Annotated in this window: 18 protein-coding genes; 10 read left to right on the top strand and 8 right to left on the bottom strand. The window is 73.8% G+C overall.

Annotated features, from left to right (window positions below; translation table 11 throughout):
• Nucleotides 1-70 precede the first annotated feature (70 nt).
• Genes ACI379_RS06660 through ACI379_RS06640 form a run of 5 tightly spaced genes read right to left on the bottom strand, consistent with a single transcriptional unit; the run spans nt 71 to nt 4851 of the window.
• Complete coding sequence (locus tag ACI379_RS06660) at nt 71-1594, bottom strand: sodium/solute symporter (protein WP_439791294.1); 1524 nt, start codon at nt 1592-1594, stop codon at nt 71-73.
• On the bottom strand, nt 1591-2004 hold the full coding sequence (locus ACI379_RS06655) for a hypothetical protein (protein WP_439791293.1): 414 nt from the start codon (nt 2002-2004) through the stop codon (nt 1591-1593). The genes ACI379_RS06660 and ACI379_RS06655 overlap by 4 nt, the downstream gene beginning before the upstream one ends.
• Before the next feature lie 7 nt (nt 2005-2011).
• Complete coding sequence (locus tag ACI379_RS06650) at nt 2012-2746, bottom strand: LytR/AlgR family response regulator transcription factor (RefSeq protein ID WP_439791292.1); 735 nt, start codon at nt 2744-2746, stop codon at nt 2012-2014.
• Complete coding sequence (locus ACI379_RS06645) at nt 2743-3885, bottom strand: sensor histidine kinase (RefSeq protein WP_439791291.1); 1143 nt, start codon at nt 3883-3885, stop codon at nt 2743-2745. The genes ACI379_RS06650 and ACI379_RS06645 overlap by 4 nt, the downstream gene beginning before the upstream one ends.
• A 51-nt stretch (nt 3886-3936) precedes the next feature.
• Nucleotides 3937-4851 (bottom strand): class I SAM-dependent methyltransferase, encoded by a 915-nt coding sequence (locus ACI379_RS06640; protein ID WP_439791290.1) that lies wholly within the window; start codon nt 4849-4851, stop codon nt 3937-3939.
• 28 nt (nt 4852-4879) lie between these two features.
• Here ACI379_RS06640 and ACI379_RS06635 point away from each other — a divergent pair, with 28 nt between their 5' ends.
• Entirely contained in the window at nt 4880-5608 is a 729-nt protein-coding gene (locus ACI379_RS06635) for an oxidoreductase (RefSeq protein ID WP_439791289.1), read from the top strand.
• A gap of 294 nt (nt 5609-5902) precedes the next feature.
• On the opposite strand, the gene ACI379_RS06630 is transcribed toward ACI379_RS06635, so the two are convergent.
• Entirely contained in the window at nt 5903-6691 is a 789-nt protein-coding gene (locus ACI379_RS06630; RefSeq protein ID WP_439791288.1) for an HAD family hydrolase, read from the bottom strand.
• 131 nt (nt 6692-6822) lie between these two features.
• On the opposite strand from ACI379_RS06630, the gene ssd reads away from it, so the two are divergent.
• From ssd to ACI379_RS06595, 7 genes are all read left to right on the top strand, one after another.
• Complete coding sequence (ssd, locus tag ACI379_RS06625) at nt 6823-7845, top strand: septum site-determining protein Ssd (protein ID WP_439791287.1); 1023 nt, start codon at nt 6823-6825, stop codon at nt 7843-7845.
• Nucleotides 7833-9023, top strand: coding sequence for a TadA family conjugal transfer-associated ATPase (locus ACI379_RS06620; RefSeq protein WP_439791286.1), 1191 nt, complete (start codon nt 7833-7835; stop codon nt 9021-9023). Before ssd ends, ACI379_RS06620 begins: the two co-directional genes overlap by 13 nt.
• A 23-nt stretch (nt 9024-9046) precedes the next feature.
• Complete coding sequence (locus ACI379_RS06615; protein WP_439791285.1) at nt 9047-9847, top strand: type II secretion system F family protein; 801 nt, start codon at nt 9047-9049, stop codon at nt 9845-9847.
• Between the two features lie 6 nt (nt 9848-9853).
• Nucleotides 9854-10582: a type II secretion system F family protein gene (locus ACI379_RS06610; protein WP_439791284.1), complete on the top strand. Its 729-nt coding sequence runs from the start codon at nt 9854-9856 to the stop codon at nt 10580-10582.
• Nucleotides 10583-10716: 134 nt separating this feature from the next.
• Nucleotides 10717-10929 carry a DUF4244 domain-containing protein gene (locus tag ACI379_RS06605; protein WP_439791283.1) on the top strand — a complete coding sequence of 71 codons (213 nt, stop codon included), beginning with the start codon at nt 10717-10719 and terminating at the stop codon, nt 10927-10929.
• A complete protein-coding gene (locus tag ACI379_RS06600; protein WP_439791282.1) occupies nt 10929-11288 on the top strand; it encodes a TadE family type IV pilus minor pilin in 360 nt (119 codons plus the stop codon). The genes ACI379_RS06605 and ACI379_RS06600 overlap by 1 nt, the downstream gene beginning before the upstream one ends.
• A complete protein-coding gene (locus tag ACI379_RS06595; RefSeq protein ID WP_439791281.1) occupies nt 11285-11656 on the top strand; it encodes an Rv3654c family TadE-like protein in 372 nt (123 codons plus the stop codon). The genes ACI379_RS06600 and ACI379_RS06595 overlap by 4 nt, the downstream gene beginning before the upstream one ends.
• 19 nt (nt 11657-11675) lie before the next feature.
• On the opposite strand, the gene ACI379_RS06590 is transcribed toward ACI379_RS06595, so the two are convergent.
• Entirely contained in the window at nt 11676-11969 is a 294-nt protein-coding gene (locus tag ACI379_RS06590; protein WP_439791280.1) for a hypothetical protein, read from the bottom strand.
• Nucleotides 11970-11979: 10 nt separating this feature from the next.
• Nucleotides 11980-14316 (bottom strand): DEAD/DEAH box helicase, encoded by a 2337-nt coding sequence (locus tag ACI379_RS06585; protein WP_439791279.1) that lies wholly within the window; start codon nt 14314-14316, stop codon nt 11980-11982.
• A gap of 163 nt (nt 14317-14479) precedes the next feature.
• Here ACI379_RS06585 and ACI379_RS06580 point away from each other — a divergent pair, with 163 nt between their 5' ends.
• Nucleotides 14480-14812: an STAS domain-containing protein gene (locus ACI379_RS06580; RefSeq protein WP_439791278.1), complete on the top strand. Its 333-nt coding sequence runs from the start codon at nt 14480-14482 to the stop codon at nt 14810-14812.
• A 217-nt stretch (nt 14813-15029) separates the two neighbouring features.
• Nucleotides 15030-15721 (top strand): sodium/proton-translocating pyrophosphatase (locus tag ACI379_RS06575; protein ID WP_439791277.1); only part of this gene is annotated, 692 nt, incomplete at its 3' end.

Raw genomic sequence — 15721 nt, 5'->3', positions numbered from 1 at the left:
TGCCCGAGGCCTCCGGGACGTGCTGCGATGCGGTCGTCAGGGCGACCGGGGCGCAGCACGTTGCGACCAGTCAGCGCTTCAGGTCGATGCTCTCGGGCGTGTGCAGGCGCACCATGAAGCGGTCCGCGCCGACCGGCACCCGGGAGGGGGAGAGGCGGGAGACGACGACCATGGTCAGCATCGCGGCGGGCATGCTCCACGCGGCCGGCTGGGCCAGCAGGACCGACCACCAGCTGCCGGTGTCATCGCCGAGCAGGGTCCACGCCACCGCGAAGCCAGAGCCGAGGCCGCCGACCACCAGTCCGGCCGCGGCCCCCACCGGGGTCAGCCGCCGCCACCAGATCCCCAGCACCAGCAGCGGGCAGAACGTCGAGGCCGCGACCGCGAACGCCAGCCCGACCGTACGGGCCACGTCGACGTCGAGGGCGGCCAGCGACGCCGTGAACGGCACCACCACCGAGACCACGACCGCGACGCGGAAGGCGAGCACGCCGTCGACCGCCCCGCCGCCGCGCCGTACGAGTCGACCCGTCACGTCCTGGCTGAGCACGCCCGAGACGGCGACCACGAGCCCCGAGCTGGTCGAGAGGAACGCGGCGAACGCGCCCGCGGTCAACAGGCCCGTCAGGACGGTCCCGATCCCCCCGGGGACCATCAGCCCGGGCAGCTCGAGGACGAGCACGTTGGCGTCGTCGCCGCGCAGACCACCGGCGTACAGACGACCCAGGACCGCGTACACCGGCGGCAGCAGGTAGAAGACGCCCAGCAGCGCGAGCACCACGACCGTGGTCCGCCGCGCGGCCCGCCCGTCGGGGTTCGTGTAGAAGCGGACCACCACGTGCGGCAGCCCCATCGTGCCCAGGAACGTGGCCACCATCAGTGAGTACGTCGTGTACAGGCCCTTCACGCCGCCCTCGCCGATCGGCAACGACCAGGCGGCGCCGTCGGGGGCGGCCTGTGCGGGGTGCGGCGCCCCGTCCGCGGCCCACACCGCCAGGAGCACGAACAGCGGCACGAGCAGGGCGGTCAGCTTGATCCAGTACTGGAACGCCTGGACGAACGTGATCGACCGCATGCCGCCCGAGCCGACCGCGACCAGCACGACGACCGCGACCACGACCGAGCCGAGCCACGTCGGCGCGCCGGTCACCGAGGCCAGCGTCAGCCCGGCGCCCTGGAACTGCGGCAGGAGGTACAGCCAGCCGATGCCGACGACGAGCAGCGAGCACAGGGTGCGGACCTGCCGGGACTCCAGCCGGGCCTCGGCGAAGTCGGGCAGGGTGTACGCCCCGCTGCGGCGCAGCGGCGCGGCCACCAGCACCAGCAGCACCAGGTAGCCGGCGGTCCAGCCGACCGGGTACCAGAGCATGTCGGCGCCGAAGACCAGCACCAGCCCGGCGATCCCCAGGAACGAGGCCGCCGAGAGGTACTCGCCCGCGATCGCGGTGGCGTTGAGGCGTGGACCCACCGTGCGGGAGGCGACGAAGAAGTCGCTGGTGGTGCGCGAGAGGCGCAGGCCGTACGTGCCGATCGCCAGCGTCGTCAGCGTCACCAGCACGACCGCGACGACCGCGGCCCAGGCGGTGGGGCTCACGGGGCCCCCCGCGGGTCGTCGAGCGCCTCGAGCGGGTCGTCGTCAGTGACCAGGTCGGCGAAGTCACGCTCGTTGGCCTCGGCGGAGCGGACGTACACCAGACCGAGCAGCACCAACCACGGGTACGCCAGGAAGCCCAGCAGGAGCCACGCCAGCGGCACCCGCAGCACCTCCACCTCCGCCAGCGAGGGCACCAGGTGGAACAGCAGCGGCAGGCCACCGAAGGTCAGCACCACCAGGCCCAGCAGCCGCGCGGCCAGCAGCAGCTGCTCGCGCAGCAGCGAGTGCATCAGCACCTCACCGAGCGCCGTGCCCGAGTCGATCTCCCGGGCGCGGGGCCGTGGGGCGGACGCGCGGCGGCGCGGGGGACCGGTCACCCGGACCCGCGCGGGGCGTTCGTGCTGGCTCACCGTCGCCCTACGGGGTGGGCTTGCGGGTCAGGACCTGCCGCAGCTCGCGGGTGTGGCGCCGGCTCACCGGCAGCTCGGCACCCCCGACGACGACGATCACCCGGCCGGCCTCGCTGTGCACCTCCTCCACGTGCGGCAGGGCGACGAGGGCGGAGCGGTGGATGCGTACGAACCCGGCGTCGGCCCACTGCTCGGCGAGCGTGGAGAGCGGGGTGCGTACGAGGTGCGACCCCTCGGCGGTGTGCAGGCGGGCGTAGTCGCCCTGCGCCTCGACGTGGGTGATGTCCGAACGGTTCACGAAGCGGGTCACCCCGGCCCGCTCGACGGGGATCTGCACGTCGCCCGACCGGGACCGGGTGGGGGCCTCGACGACGCGGCGGATCGCCTCGGCCAGGCGCTCCTCACGGATCGGCTTGAGGACGTAGTCGACGGCCCGCAGGTCGAACGCCTCCACGGCGTGCTCGTCGTGGGCGGTCACGAAGACCACCGGCGGCGGGTTCTTGAAGCGCGAGAGCACCTGCGCCAAGTCCAGGCCCGACAGCCCGGGCATCTGGATGTCGAGGAAGACCGCGTCGACCTCGAGGTTCTGCAGGGTGCGCAGCGCCTCGGTGGCCGAGTCGCAGGTCAGCACGCCGCCGATGCGGGGGTCGCGCTGCAGCAGGTAGGCGATCTCGTCGAGCGCGGGACGCTCGTCGTCGATGGCCAGGACGCGCAGGCCGGTGCCGTGCGGGGTCGTCGTCATGCGTGCACCCCGGGGGCGAACTTGGGCACGCGCACGACCACCTTGGTGCCGGCGTCCGGTGCGGTCTCCACGACAAGACCGTAGTCGTCGCCGAACGCGTTGCGAAGACGTGCGTCGACGTTTCCGAGACCGACCGAGTCGAGCTCGGTGTCACCGGCCAGGGCGCGGCGGACGCGCTCGGGGTCCTCGCCGGTTCCGTCGTCCTCGACCTCGATCACGCAGGTCTGCCCGCGGTCGCTGGCGATGATGGAGAGCCGCCCCGCGCCGTCGGGCTTGTCGGCGGAGGCCTCCAGGCCGTGGCGCACCGCGTTCTCGACGAGCGGCTGGATGCACAGGAACGGCACCGCGACGCCCAGCACCTCGGGCGCGATCTGCAACGTCACCTGCAGACGGTCGCCGAAGCGGGCCTGCTCGAGCAGAAGGTACCGCTCCACCGAGCGCAGCTCCTCGGCGAGCGTCGTGTACTCGCCGTGGCTGCGGAAGGAGTAGCGGGTGAAGTCGGCGAACTCCAGCAGCAGCTCGCGGGCGCGGTCGGGGTCGGTGCGTACGAAGCTGGCGATGGCGCCGAGGGAGTTGTAGATGAAGTGGGGGCTGATCTGGGCCCGCAGCGCTCGGACCTCGGCCTCCATCAGGGCGGTGCGGGAGTCGTCGAGGCTGGCGAGCTCGAGCTGTCCGGACACCCACGCGGCGACCTCGTCGGCCGTACGGATCAGGGTGCCGGTGGCGTGCGGGGCGCCGGCGACGAGGGCACCGACCACGGTCTCCTCCACGACCAGCGGGCTCAGCACGATCTGGCGCACCACGCAGGTCGGGTCCTCGCAGGGCAGGTCACGCCGGTCCACCACGCGGGTGCTCCCGGACTCCGCGACCCCGGCCACCTGGGCGGGCAGGTGCTCGACGTGGTGGCTGCCGTCACCGATCCAGGCGAGCACGCCGCTGGTGTCGGCCAGCGCGGCCGCCGGGGTGCCCAGCAGCGCGCGCAGGTGCCGTACGGACCGCTCCGCGCTGCGCTCGGTCAGCCCCTCACGCAGCGCCGGGCTGGCCAGCGACGCGGTGTGCAGCGTACGGAACGTCGCCCGGTCGGCCTCGGACCCCAGGTGGGTCCGACGCCGGGAGAACAACGAGGGCCAGCGCGCCATGGGAGGAATGTAGTGCGTGCCCGCCGCCGCGTCCGTCGAGCCGGTCGAGGCTCAGCGGAAGTCGATGAGCAGCATGTCGTCGCCGCCCTCGTCACCGCGCCCGGCGGGTCCCTCGGCGGAACCCTGCTCCTGCTCGGCGTCGCCGGCGTCCGGCGCGCGGTCGTCCGACTCGACCTGCACCGCCGGGATCCCGCCCGTCGACGTGCTGGTCAGCGGCTCGACGACGGTCGCCTTGAAGCACTGCACGCGGTACGGGACCTGCATGCCGTCCATGCCGCGGCCGAACTGGTCGTAGAAGTCGACGACCTCGGCCAGTTTGTCGGCGCGCGCGTCGGCACCCAGCGAGGCGATCGAGGAGCGCGACAGGGCGAGGTCGACGATGGTCTCGCGGTTGACGTCCTGCCAGGTGGAGAACGTCCTCTCCTCCACGAAGCCGAACAGCGGCGAGTTGACGACGTGCTCGACCGAGGAGGTGTTCTGGTCCTGGTGGCCGAGCAGGTCGAAGAGGCGCCGCACCCACGGGATCCGCAGGTCGGGGGAGTTCCAGACCAGCGCCAGCGTGCCGTCGGGCCGCAGGATCCGGGCGATCTCTGCCAGCGCCCGCTCGTGGTCGAACCAGTGGAACGCCTGCGCGACCACGACCACGTCGACGGAGTTGTCGTTGGCCGGCACGTCCTCGGCGTCGGCCTGCTTGCTGCTGCACCCGGGGACCTCGCGCTGCAGCACGTCCAGCATCGCCGGGTCCGGCTCCGTGGCGTGCACGGCGTGCCCGGCGTCGACCATGACGGCGCTCAGCTTGCCGGTCCCGGCGCCCAGCTCCAGCACGATCCGCGGCTCCGCGCCGAGCAGCCACTCGACCGCCTCGACCGGGTACGACGGACGGCCACGGTGGTACGCCTCGGCCACCGAGCCGAACGATCGGGCGGGCTCGGCGGCGGGCTGCTGGGCGGGCTGCTGGTCACTCATCGCGATCAGGCTACTAGCGTCTGTGTACGTGACTCATGACCCGCTGGACTGGTTGAGCTCCCTGGAGGGCGTGCCGTCGGCGTACGCCGCCACCCGCGACGGCATCGACGTGATGCTGCGCGACCGTGGTCTGCGCCGTACGTCGCCCGAGACCACCGCCGAGTCGCTGCTGCGCGGGGCCCACGCCAGCGCCGTCCTCGAGGGCTCCGGCTCGACGCTCGCCGAGGTCCGTGCGGGCGAGGGCGACGAGATCGCCACCGACGTGGTCCGCCTCTCGGCCGAGATGCTCGGGCTCGCGCCGCTCCTGCTGACCTCGCCGCTCCAGGCGCTGGCCCGGCTGCACAGCGTGGTCGCCGCCGGGTCGCTGCCGACCGAGATGCTCGGCCGTCCCCGCGACGCGGAATCGGCGCAGCGCCTGCGTACGGTCGCTGAGCTGCTCACCGCCTCCGCCTCGACCCCCGCGCTGGTGCGGGCCGCGATCGTGCACGCCGAGATCGCCACCGCCGCACCGTTCAGCTCCCACAACGGCGTCGTCGCCCGCGCCACCGAGCGGCTCGTGCTCGTGACCACCGGACTCGACGCGAAGTCGCTGGTCGTCCCCGAGGCCGGCCACCTGGCGCTCCGCGCGCAGTACGAGTCCAACCTCGTCGGCTACCGCGACGGCGGGCAGAAGGGCAAGCACGCCTGGCTGATGTACGCCGCGGAGGCGTACGCGGCCGGGGCCGAGGCGAGCCCGCTGCGCCGCCCCGCGGAGTAGTCCCACCCGCCATCGGGACGCGCGGACGGCACCCGTCCGCGTGGGTCAGGTGCCGCCGCAAACACGTGACACCTGCAGCTACCAAGCGTGCATCGACAATTGCTGCCGCGGGAGCGTCCCGACAGTGCAGCGCCCATTCAAGATGGGTGGATCACCGCGTGGGTACCGGGGTCACGTGAAACTCTTGACTTGTCCCTCCTTTGTACGCCCGGCAGAGGGGCAACTCAAGGGTTGACTTTCGCCGGTCACGGGCGCATCTTGCCGCCCCTGAGGAGAGCGGTTCGCGGCGGCCGCTCAGGCGTCGGGGCGACGCTTGCGGGTGCTGGCCCACAGCACCCCGCCGGCCGCCAGCGCACCGCCGACCGCGAGGGCGGTGAGCGTCTGCTTCGCCGCCGGGGTCGTCCGCAGCGCGACGGGCTTGGAGAACTCCAGCACCGTCCACTCGTGCGTGGTCGCGTGCTTGCGGAGCTCCTTGTCGGGGTTCACCACGTACGGGTGGCCGACCGCCTCCAGCATCGGGACGTCGGTGACGGAGTCGCTGTAGGCGTAGCACTCGGTCAGGTCGTAGCCGCGCTGGAGGGCCATCTCCTGCACGGCGCGGGCCTTCTCCTCGGCGTACGCGTAGTAGTCGATGCGGCCGGTGTAGCGGCCGTCCTCGATCTCGAGCAGCGTCGCGATCACGTGGTCCGCCCCCAGCATCTCGCCGATCGGTTCGACGACCTCGGCGCCGCTCGCCGACACGATGACGACGTCGTGGCCCTGCTCGTGGTGCTCCGCGATCAGCTTGACGGCCTCGGCGTACACCAGCGGTTCGACGGTGTTGGTGAGGGTGTCGCGCACGATCGCCTTGACGACCTCGACGTCCCAGCCGGTGACGAGCTCGGAGAGAAAGCCGCGCAGCTTCTCCATCTGGTCGTGGTCGGCGCCGCCGACGGCGAAGACGAACTGGGCGTACGCCGAGCGCAGCATCGCCCCGCGCGTGATCAGCCCGCCCGCGGCGAACTCGCGCGAGAAGGCAAGGGTGCTGGACTTGGCGATGATCGTCTTGTCCAGGTCGAAGAAGGCCGCGACAGGGCGGGACATGCCGACCATGGTAGGCGTACGCCCCCGGCCTCGCGGCCAGAGTGCGTGCACAGGCGCGCCGGAGGCGCCGATCCATCCACAGTTCGCCGCTCCTCTGTCGCCGCGTCCCCCCGGTCGTGAGGGTGGAGGGCATGAGAGTCGTCGTCATCACCCAGGACCCACTGCTCGCCGACGAGGTGGGTCGCCTGGCCGCGGCCGCCGGGGTCACGCCCGACGTGGCCGGACCGGCCGAGGCGCTGGCCGCGTGGAGCAGCGCCGGCGTGGTGCTGCTGGGCGTGGACATGCTCGCGCACCTGCACGGGGTCCAGCCGCCGCGGCGCGAGGCGGTCCACGTCGTCGGTGTGGGCGAGCAGGAGCGGGAGGTCTTTGCGGCCGCGGTGGGGGTGGGGGCGCACAGCGTCGCCGAGCTGCCCGCGAGTCAGGCCTGGTTGGTCGAGCTGCTCACCGACGTCGACTCCCCACCCTCACGCGGGCGCACCGTCGGCGTGATCGGTGGGACGGGAGGAGCGGGCGCGAGCACCCTGGCCTGCGCGCTGGCGCAGGTCGGCGCGCAACGGGGGCCGACGCTGCTGATCGACGCCGACCCGTTGGGCTCCGGGGCCGACCGGATGCTCGGACTCGAGACTGAGGAGGGGGTGCGGTGGTCCGAGATCGTGCGTGCTCCCGGACGCCTGGGAGCCCGGGCGCTGCGTGAGTCGTTGCCGCGGGTACGTGACCTCGGCGTCCTGACGTGGGGCCCGGGCGAGCGGCCCGACGTCGACACCGGGGCGGCCCGGGAGGCTTTGGCGGCCGCCCGTCGTGGCCACGACCTCGTGGTCGTCGACCCCGGCCGCCGCCTCACCCCGGCCTCGCTGGAGCTGCTGGGGCGCTGCGACCACCTCCTGGTGGTCACGCCCGCCACGGTCGCCGGTCTCGCCTCCACGGTGCGGGTGCTCGGTGGGTTGGGGCACCTGGTGGGACGCGCGAGCGTGGTGCTGCGGCCGGGGCCCGTGCCGCGCGAGGACGTGGAGGAGACGACCGGGTGCCGGGTCAGCGCCCTGCTCCGCGACCAGCGCGGCATCACCGAGTCGGTCGACCTGGGCCTGGGGCCGGTCCGCTCCCACCGCAGTGCGTCGGCGCGGGTGGCCACCGAGATTCTGGCGTGGGTGTCGTGATCACCGGCCAGCTCGCCCCGGAGGGGGCGCTGTCGGCCGGCGCCCTCGACGAGGTGCGTGAGTGGTTGGCGGCCCGCGGGCGTGAGGTCACCCCCACCCACGTCGCGGAGGCGCTGCGGGCGGCGGGGGCTCCGGTCGGGGATGCGACGGTGCTCGCGGTGCACGACCGGCTGCGGCAGGACGTGCTGGGCGCCGGCCCGCTCGAGCCGCTGCTGAGACTGCCGGGTGTCACCGACGTCCTCGTCAACGGCGCCGACGAGGTCTGGATCGACCGGGGCTCCGGCCTCGAGCGGGCGCAGGTGAGGTTCGCCGACGACGCGGCCGTACGCCGTCTCGCCCAGCGTCTGGCGGCCGCGGGCGGGCGGCGGGTCGACGACGCGACCCCGTTCTGCGACGTACGCCTTCCCGACGGCACCCGGTTCCACGCGGTGCTGGCCCCGACCGCGCGCCCGGGCACCGTCGTGTCGCTGCGGGTGGGCCGCGCCCGCGCCTTCAGCCTCGACGGCCTGGTCGCAGCAGGCGCCCTCCCGGCCGCGGGGGCGGTGGTCCTCAAGGACCTGGTGGCCTCGCGCGCCGCGTACCTGGTCAGCGGGGGCACCGGCACCGGCAAGACCACGGTGCTCTCGGCGCTCCTGTCGACGGTGCCGGACCCCGAGCGGCTCGTCCTCGTCGAGGACGCCAGCGAGCTGCGGCCCGACCACCCGCACGTCGTCGGTCTGGAAGCACGGCCCCCCAATGCCGAGGGAGCCGGCGAGATCACCCTGCGCACCCTGGTCCGCCAGGCGCTCCGGATGCGCCCCGACCGGCTGGTGGTGGGGGAGGTGCGCGGGGCCGAGGTCGTCGACATGCTCGCCGCACTCAACACCGGTCACGCGGGCGGGTGCGCCACCGTGCACGCCAACTCGGCGGCCGACGTCCCGGCGCGTCTGGAGGCGCTGGCTCTCGCGGCCGGACTGGGCCGGGCTGCCGTGCACAGCCAGGTGGCGGCCGCGATCGACGCGGTCGTGCACGTGGGTCGAGGCACGGACGGCCTGCGGCGGGTGCAGGAGGTCGCGGTTCCGGTGCGGGGCGCGGACGGCCTCGTGGCCATGCGGACGGCCGTGGAGCTCACACCGTCCGACGTCCACCGGGGCCCCGGCTGGCCGCTGCTCGCGCGCAGGCTCGGGCTGTCGGCGTGAGCGGGGTGGTGTGGGGGCTGGCCGTGGCATCGGCTTCCGCGGTCGCGCTGCTGGTCCCGGGGCCGTCGCCGCGCCCGGGGGAGGTCGGTGCTGCACCCCCGGGCCGGGAGACCTCACCGGCGGTGACTCGTCCGCCGTACCTCGGCACGGCGGCGCTCGCGGTGGCCGGCGCGGCAGCCGCCGCGGCCGCGCAGTGGGTCCTCGGCAGCCACGTGCGGGGCTTCTGGGTGGTGGCCGGTGCCTTCGCAGCGGTCGCGGCCCGGGTGGCCTGGCACGTACGCACGCGCCGGAATGAGAAGCGCGCCACCACGCTGGCGGTCGCGGAGTGCTGTGAGACGTTGGCGGGCGAGCTGGTGGCAGGACGCACGCCTGTCGCAGCGCTGGAGAGCGCGGTCGTGGCCTGGCCCGGGCTGCGCGAGGCCGCCGAGGCCTTCCACCTCGGGCTCGACGTCCCCGCTGCGTTGCGACGGCTCGCCGAGCGACCGGGTGCCACCGAGCTGCGGCTGGTCGCTGCCGCCTGGCAGGTCGGCCAGGAGAGTGGGCAGGGCCTGGCGGCGGCGCTGCGCCGTGTCGGCGACTCCCTCGACGCGCGGCGGCGTACGGCCCGCGTCGTCGAGTCCGAGCTGGCATCCGCCCGGGCCACCGCGCGCATGGTCGCCGTCCTGCCCGTCGCCGCGCTGCTCATGGGTGCCGGCAGCGGCGGCGACCCGCTCGGCTTCCTGCTCGCCACCACCACCGGCAACCTCTGCGCAGCGGCGGGCCTGATCCTGACCGCGGCCGGGCTGGGCTGGATCGAGCTCCTCGCCGAGCGGGCGGCCCGGTAGGGCGACATGTGGTGGTGGATCACGGCCCTGATGGCCGGAGTGGCCGCCTGGAGCGCCGTCGGACCAGCGCCCCGCGGGCCCGGCCCCCTGGCCGCCGGCGGGGCCGCGCCGGCGCCCGCCGTCACCGCCTCGCCGGCGACGGCCGCGGGCCTGCGTGGTCTGGCCTGTGCTTTGTGCGGTGTCGGCGTGTGGTGGTTGGTGGGTGGGAGCGCCGGCGTCTGGGCGGGTGCGGGAGCCTCGGTCCTGGCGTGGCGGACGTTGGCGGCCGCGGAGCCGCGTCAGGTCCAGCGCGCTCGTGAGCAGGCGCGGGCCGAGCTTCCCCACCTCGTGACCCTGTTCGCCGCGACCCTCCATGCGGGCCAAGACCCGGTCGCCGGGTTGCAGGCGGTCTGCCGTGCCCTGCCGGGGCCGGCGGCGGACCGGCTCGCCGAGACCGTCGTGCTGGCCGGACTTGGCGACCGGGACCGAGCGTGGCAGCTCCTCAGTGACGACGAGGCGTTGGGCCGGCTCGGGCGGACGCTGGCACGCGCCGAGCTCAGTGGCGCCTCGGTCAGCAGTGCCGTGGACCGTCTCGCCGACGACCTGGCCCGCGACCTCCACGCCGACGCGGAGGACCGTGCACGCCGCGTCGGGGTCGCCGCCGCGGTACCCCTCGGGGTCTGCCTGCTGCCCGCGTTCATGCTGCTGGGCATCGTCCCCACCGTGGCCTCGCTCCTCGGGCAGCTGACGCCGTGAGGTACGCCGTCGTTCGTCCACAGGCCGGCCTGGTCGGGGTTCTCCACCGGCGGACCGGCGGGGCGAGCAGCCGAGCCGCCGATTCGCGACGGTGGAGCCACCGGCGCACCCGGCGCCGCCCGAAGGGAGACACCATGCAGGAACGACCCGACCAGACACACACCGCCCTCGCCCGCAGCCACGCCCGCGACGACGAGCGCGGCATCACCACCGCCGAGTATGCCGTCGGCACCGCCGCGGGCGCCGGTTTCGCCGCCCTGCTCTACAAGCTGCTCTCGGGCAGCTTCGGCGACAAGCTCCTCGGTGACCTGTTCGAGCACGTCATGGGCCTGCTGGGCATCGGCTGATGCGGCGGCGCGACGAGTCCGGAGCGGTCACCGCCGAGCTGGCGGTGGCGCTGCCGCTGCTGCTCGCCCTCACCGTGGTGCTGGTCTGGCTGGTGAGTCTGGGCGCTGCGCAGGTCCGGGTCGTCGACGCCTCACGCGAAGCCGCACGGGTGGTGGCGCGCGGCGACGACGTGTCGCGTGCCACCGCTCTGGCGCGACGGATCGCACCGGACGGGGCCACCGTGGGGGTCAGCCACGAGGGTGGGGACGTGGTCGTAGAGACCAGCGCCCGCGTCGCCCCTCCGGGCGGCGTCCTGGGCAGCCTCGGCAGCGTCACCGTCTCCTCGCGTGCCGTCGCCGTGGTCGAGGAGGCCCAGTGAGGGCCGGGCGTACGAGGGAGCGGAGCAGCGACGAGCGGGGCGCCGCCACCGTCCTCGTCGTCGCCCTGGCCGGTCTGCTCTGCTTCGTCGCCGTGGCGTTGGCCGGCGCTGGTGGCCTCGTCCTCGCCCAGCGCGAGGCACAGGCGGCGGCTGACCTCGCCGCCCTGGCGGGAGCCGTCGCTGCCAACGGGACGGCCGGGGGCGACCCCTGCGGTCAGGCCCACCGCGTCGCGGTCCGCAACGGCGCCCGGCTGACCCGGTGCACGGAGAAGGCGGGGACGGTCGACGTGGACGTCGAGGTCGACGTACGGGGTCCGATGCGCCCACTCGGCGCTGTGCCGGCAGCAGCCCGGGCGGGACCGCGGTGACGTCGCCTGCGAGCTGGGGTCAGCCCACGGGCGGCGGCTCCTCCGACGACTCCACCGGCTGGCCGTGCTTGCGCTGCAGACGCTGGTACTCCTTGACCTCGCGGCGGTGGGCGAGACCCCGCTGGGTGCCCCAGCGCAGCAGGCCCAGCCCGAGGAGGACCAGGGCTCCCGCGACGATGCCCACCGTGAAGGCGCCCAGCACGGTCGCGTCGAAACCGAGGAGCGTGCCACCGGTGCCCGGGTCGCTGACGAAGACGGCAGCCAGGACGAGCAGCACACCCAGGAGCACGAGGACGAGACCGAGGACCACCATGTCGCTGAGATTAGTGCGCTGGTGCCGACCCCAACAGGGCCCCGAGGAGGCGGACCGCGCCCGCCTTGTCGAGCGGGTTGTTCTGGTTGCCGCACTTCGGCGACTGGATGCACGACGGGCAGCCCTGCTGGCACGGGCACGCCTCGATGGCCTCGCGGGTCGCGCTCAGCCACGCGTACGCGGCCCGGAAGCCGCGCTCGGCGAACCCCGCCCCGCCCGGGTGCCCGTCGTGGACGAAGACCGTCAGCTGGCCCGTGTCGGGGTGCACCGCCGTGGAGACGCCACCGATGTCCCACCGGTCGCACGTGGCGAACAGCGGCAGCAGCCCGATCGAGCAGTGCTCGGCCGCGTGCGCCGCGCCCGGCAGGTCGGCCGCCACCAGCCCCGACTCGGCGACCACGTCCGCCGGGACCGTCCACCACACCGCCGTCGTACGCAGCGTCCGCGCGGGCAGGTCGAGCAGCTCCTCGGCCATCACCTCGCCGCTCGGGCGGCGGCGCTTGAGGAAGGAGACCACCTGGCTGGAGACGTCCACCTCACCCAGGTGCAGCCGGCAGCCGCCCCAGTCGACCTGCTCCCGCACCCCCACGATGCTGATGTCGGTCACCTCGCGCGCCGACGTCGTGTACGGAGGATCCGCCAGGTGCATGGTCGCGACGCCCTCGTCGAGGTCCAGCTCGTCGACCAGCCAGGTCTCGCCGCGGTGCACGTAGACCGCGCCCGCGTGCACGGTCGCGTGCGAGCCGGAGGCGTCGACGGTGCCCACGACCCGTCCCGTCCCGCCCTGGATCAGCTGCACCGGAGCACCGCCGGTGCCACGGATGTCGGTGAGGTCGCTGGCCCGGCGCCGGTCCGTCCAGAACCAGCCCCGCGGCCGCTTGCGCAGCAGGCCGGCCGCCGTCAGCTGGTCGACCACCTCCCGGGTGCCGGGGCCGAACATCGGCAGGTCCGCCTCCGTCAGCGGCACCTCCTGCGCCGCGGCGCACAGGTGCGGCCCCAGCACGTACGGGTTGGACACGTCGAACGCCGTCGCCTCGACCGGCTGACCGATCAGCGCGTCCGGGTGCGAGACCAGGTACGTGTCCAGCGGGTCGTCGCGTGCCACCAGCACCCCGAGCGCGTCCTGGGCGCCACGCCCGGCCCGGCCCACCTGCTGCCAGAACGCCGCCCGCGTCCCCGGGAACCCCGCGATCAGCACCGCGTCCAGACCACTGATGTCGATGCCGAGCTCGAGCGCGTTGGTGGCGGCCAGGCCCGTCAACGTGCCCCGCCGCAGCGCATCCTCGAGCTCGCGCCGCTCCTCGGGCAGGTAGCCCCCGCGGTATGACGCCACCCGCCCCGCCAGTGACGGGTCGACCTCCGCCACGAGGTGCGAGGCCGTCATCGCGACCTGCTCGGCACCGCGCCGGGAGCGTACAAACGCCAGGGTTCTCACGTCCTCGACGACCAGGTCGGCGAGCAGGTCGGCCACCTCCGAGGAGGCGGCGCGCCGCACTGGGGCACCGTTCTCGCCGCCGTACGAGGTGAACGGCGGCTCCCACAGCATCAGCGACACCTGTCCGCGAGGGGAGTGGTCGGTGGTCAGCGGCACCACCGGCAGCCCGGTGAGCCGCTCGCCGGTCAGCTCGGGCTCGGCCGCCGTCGCCGAGGCCAGCACGAACGTCGGAGACGAGCCGTACGCCGCGCACACCCGTCGCAGCCTCCGCAGCACCTGGGCGACGTGCGCCCCGAACACCCCGCGGTAGTGGTGCGCCTCGTCGACGACCACCAGCGACAGCGTCGAGAAGAACGAAGACCACCGGGCGTGCCCGGGCAGCAGCGAGCGGTGCAGCATGTCGGGGTTGGTGACCACGTACTCGCCGAAGTCACGCGTCCACTCCCGCGCCTCCGGCGAGCTGTCCCCGTCGTGGGCGGCGAACCGCACGTCGAGCCCCAGCCCCCGCAGCCCCGCCAGCTGGTCGTGCGCCAACGCCTTCGTCGGTGCCACGTACAGGACGCCGGCCCCCCGCTCGCCGCGGCGACCGCGCGAGGTCAGGACCCGCGAGAGCCCCGGCAGCTGGTACGCCAGCGACTTGCCCGACGCGGTCCCGGTCGCGACCACCACGTGCTGCCCGTGCCAGGCCGCGTCGGCGGCCACCACCTGGTGCAGCCACGGCTGGTCCACACCGGTCGCCGCGTATGCCGCCCTGACCTCGGCAGGGACCCAGTCGGGCCAGTCGCCGTACCTCGCGGCGCGGGGCGGGAGCACCTCAAGGTGCTGCAGCCGCTCCGCGCGCCCCGGGCCCGCGGTCAGGCGGGCGACCAGACCGCTCAGCTCGCGCTGGACGGGGGACTCGGGGGACGACACCGGGGGAGTGTCGCACTGCCCACCGACATTTCTTCAGGCGGTGCTCACCGCGACACCTGTGGTGATGCACACCTGCGTACCCGCCCCGGACGTGGTTTGATAGGGCGACGCTGCGCGTGGCGGAGGTTCCGCGCGCTCACTGTAACGGGGAGCTGGAGAAGCCGTGGATCTGACCCTTGCCACACGCGAGGAGGACGGGCGTGTCGTGGTGGCCGTCGGTGGAGAGATCGACGTGTACACCGCACCCCGCCTGCGCGACCGGATCACCGAGCTCGTCGGACAGGGTCACTACGACCTGACCATCGACCTCGAGGCCGTCGAGTTCCTCGACTCCACCGGCCTCGGCGTCCTCGTCGGCGGACTCAAGAAGGTCCGTGCACACAACGGTTCGCTCGAGCTGGTCTGCACCCAGGAGCGGCTCCTCAAGATCTTCCGGATCACCGGCCTGGCCAAGGTCTTCGTCATCCGCGACTCGGTCATCTCGCCCACGGGCTGACCACCGACCCGATCGCCGTCATCCAGGCCACGTCCTCCGGGACGTGGCCTGTTCCGCGTCCCGTCGGCCCCGTGGCGGCGCCCTCCGCGTGCCCCCGTCGCGACACGCTGCCCACCCCCGACAGCACAGGGATGTGGCCCGGATCACATGCGGCTAGGCTGCGGCCAGTTCTCAGAGAGCCTGTCCGATCCGGGAGGTATGTATGAACGTTGCGTCCGTGGGTTCCACGCCTGAGCTGGCCGGAACCAATCTCGTCCTCGTCGTGGTGGTGGCTGCCATCGCGGTCGTCGCCCTCGTGCTGGCTGCCGTCTTCCGGCAGCAGGTGCTCAGAGCGGACGGCGGGACCGAGAACATGCAACGCATCGCCCAGGCGGTCCAGGAAGGAGCCAACGCCTACCTGACCCGGCAGTTCCGCACGCTGGGGATCTTCGCCGCCGTCGCCTTCTTCGTCCTGCTGGCGCTCCCGGCCGACGACATGACCGTACGGATCGGCAGGTCCGTCTTCTTCCTGCTCGGCGCCGGCTTCTCCGCCGCCATCGGCTACCTCGGCATGAGCCTGGCGGTGAAGGCGAACGTCCGCGTCGCCGCGGCCGCCGAGACCCAGGGTCGCGACCCGGCCATGACGATCGGCCTGCGTACCGGTGCCTTCGTCGGCATGGCCACCGTCGGCCTCGGTCTCCTGGGCGCCAGCTCGGTGGTCCTCATCTTCCGCGACGAGGCGGCGCACGTGCTGGAGGGCTTCGGCTTCGGTGCCGCACTGCTGGCGATGTTCATGCGTGTCGGTGGCGGCATCTTCACCAAGGCCGCCGACGTCGGCGCCGACCTGGTCGGCAAGGTCGAGCAGGGCATCCCCGAGGACGACCCGCGCAACGCCGCCACCATCGCCGACAACGTGGGCGACAACGTCGG

The organism is Nocardioides sp. (assembly GCF_051876515.1).
Taxonomy (GTDB): domain Bacteria; phylum Actinomycetota; class Actinomycetes; order Propionibacteriales; family Nocardioidaceae; genus Nocardioides.
Note: the sequence above shows the minus strand (reverse complement) of the source record. Positions and strands in the feature narration are given on the sequence as shown.

What these genes read in the sequence shown, in the direction of transcription:
- ACI379_RS06650 (WP_439791292.1), bottom strand. Translation starts at nt 2,746, where the DNA reads ATGACGACGACCCCGCACGGCACCGGCCTGCGCGTCCTGGCCATCGAC.
- ssd (WP_439791287.1), top strand. Translation starts at nt 6,823, where the DNA reads ATGAGAGTCGTCGTCATCACCCAGGACCCACTGCTCGCCGACGAGGTG.
- ACI379_RS06605 (WP_439791283.1), top strand. Translation starts at nt 10,717, where the DNA reads ATGCAGGAACGACCCGACCAGACACACACCGCCCTCGCCCGCAGCCAC.
- ACI379_RS06640 (WP_439791290.1), bottom strand. Translation starts at nt 4,851, where the DNA reads ATGAGTGACCAGCAGCCCGCCCAGCAGCCCGCCGCCGAGCCCGCCCGA.
- ACI379_RS06590 (WP_439791280.1), bottom strand. Translation starts at nt 11,969, where the DNA reads ATGGTGGTCCTCGGTCTCGTCCTCGTGCTCCTGGGTGTGCTGCTCGTC.
- ACI379_RS06600 (WP_439791282.1), top strand. Translation starts at nt 10,929, where the DNA reads ATGCGGCGGCGCGACGAGTCCGGAGCGGTCACCGCCGAGCTGGCGGTG.
- ACI379_RS06610 (WP_439791284.1), top strand. Translation starts at nt 9,854, where the DNA reads ATGTGGTGGTGGATCACGGCCCTGATGGCCGGAGTGGCCGCCTGGAGC.
- ACI379_RS06645 (WP_439791291.1), bottom strand. Translation starts at nt 3,885, where the DNA reads ATGGCGCGCTGGCCCTCGTTGTTCTCCCGGCGTCGGACCCACCTGGGG.
- ACI379_RS06630 (WP_439791288.1), bottom strand. Translation starts at nt 6,691, where the DNA reads ATGTCCCGCCCTGTCGCGGCCTTCTTCGACCTGGACAAGACGATCATC.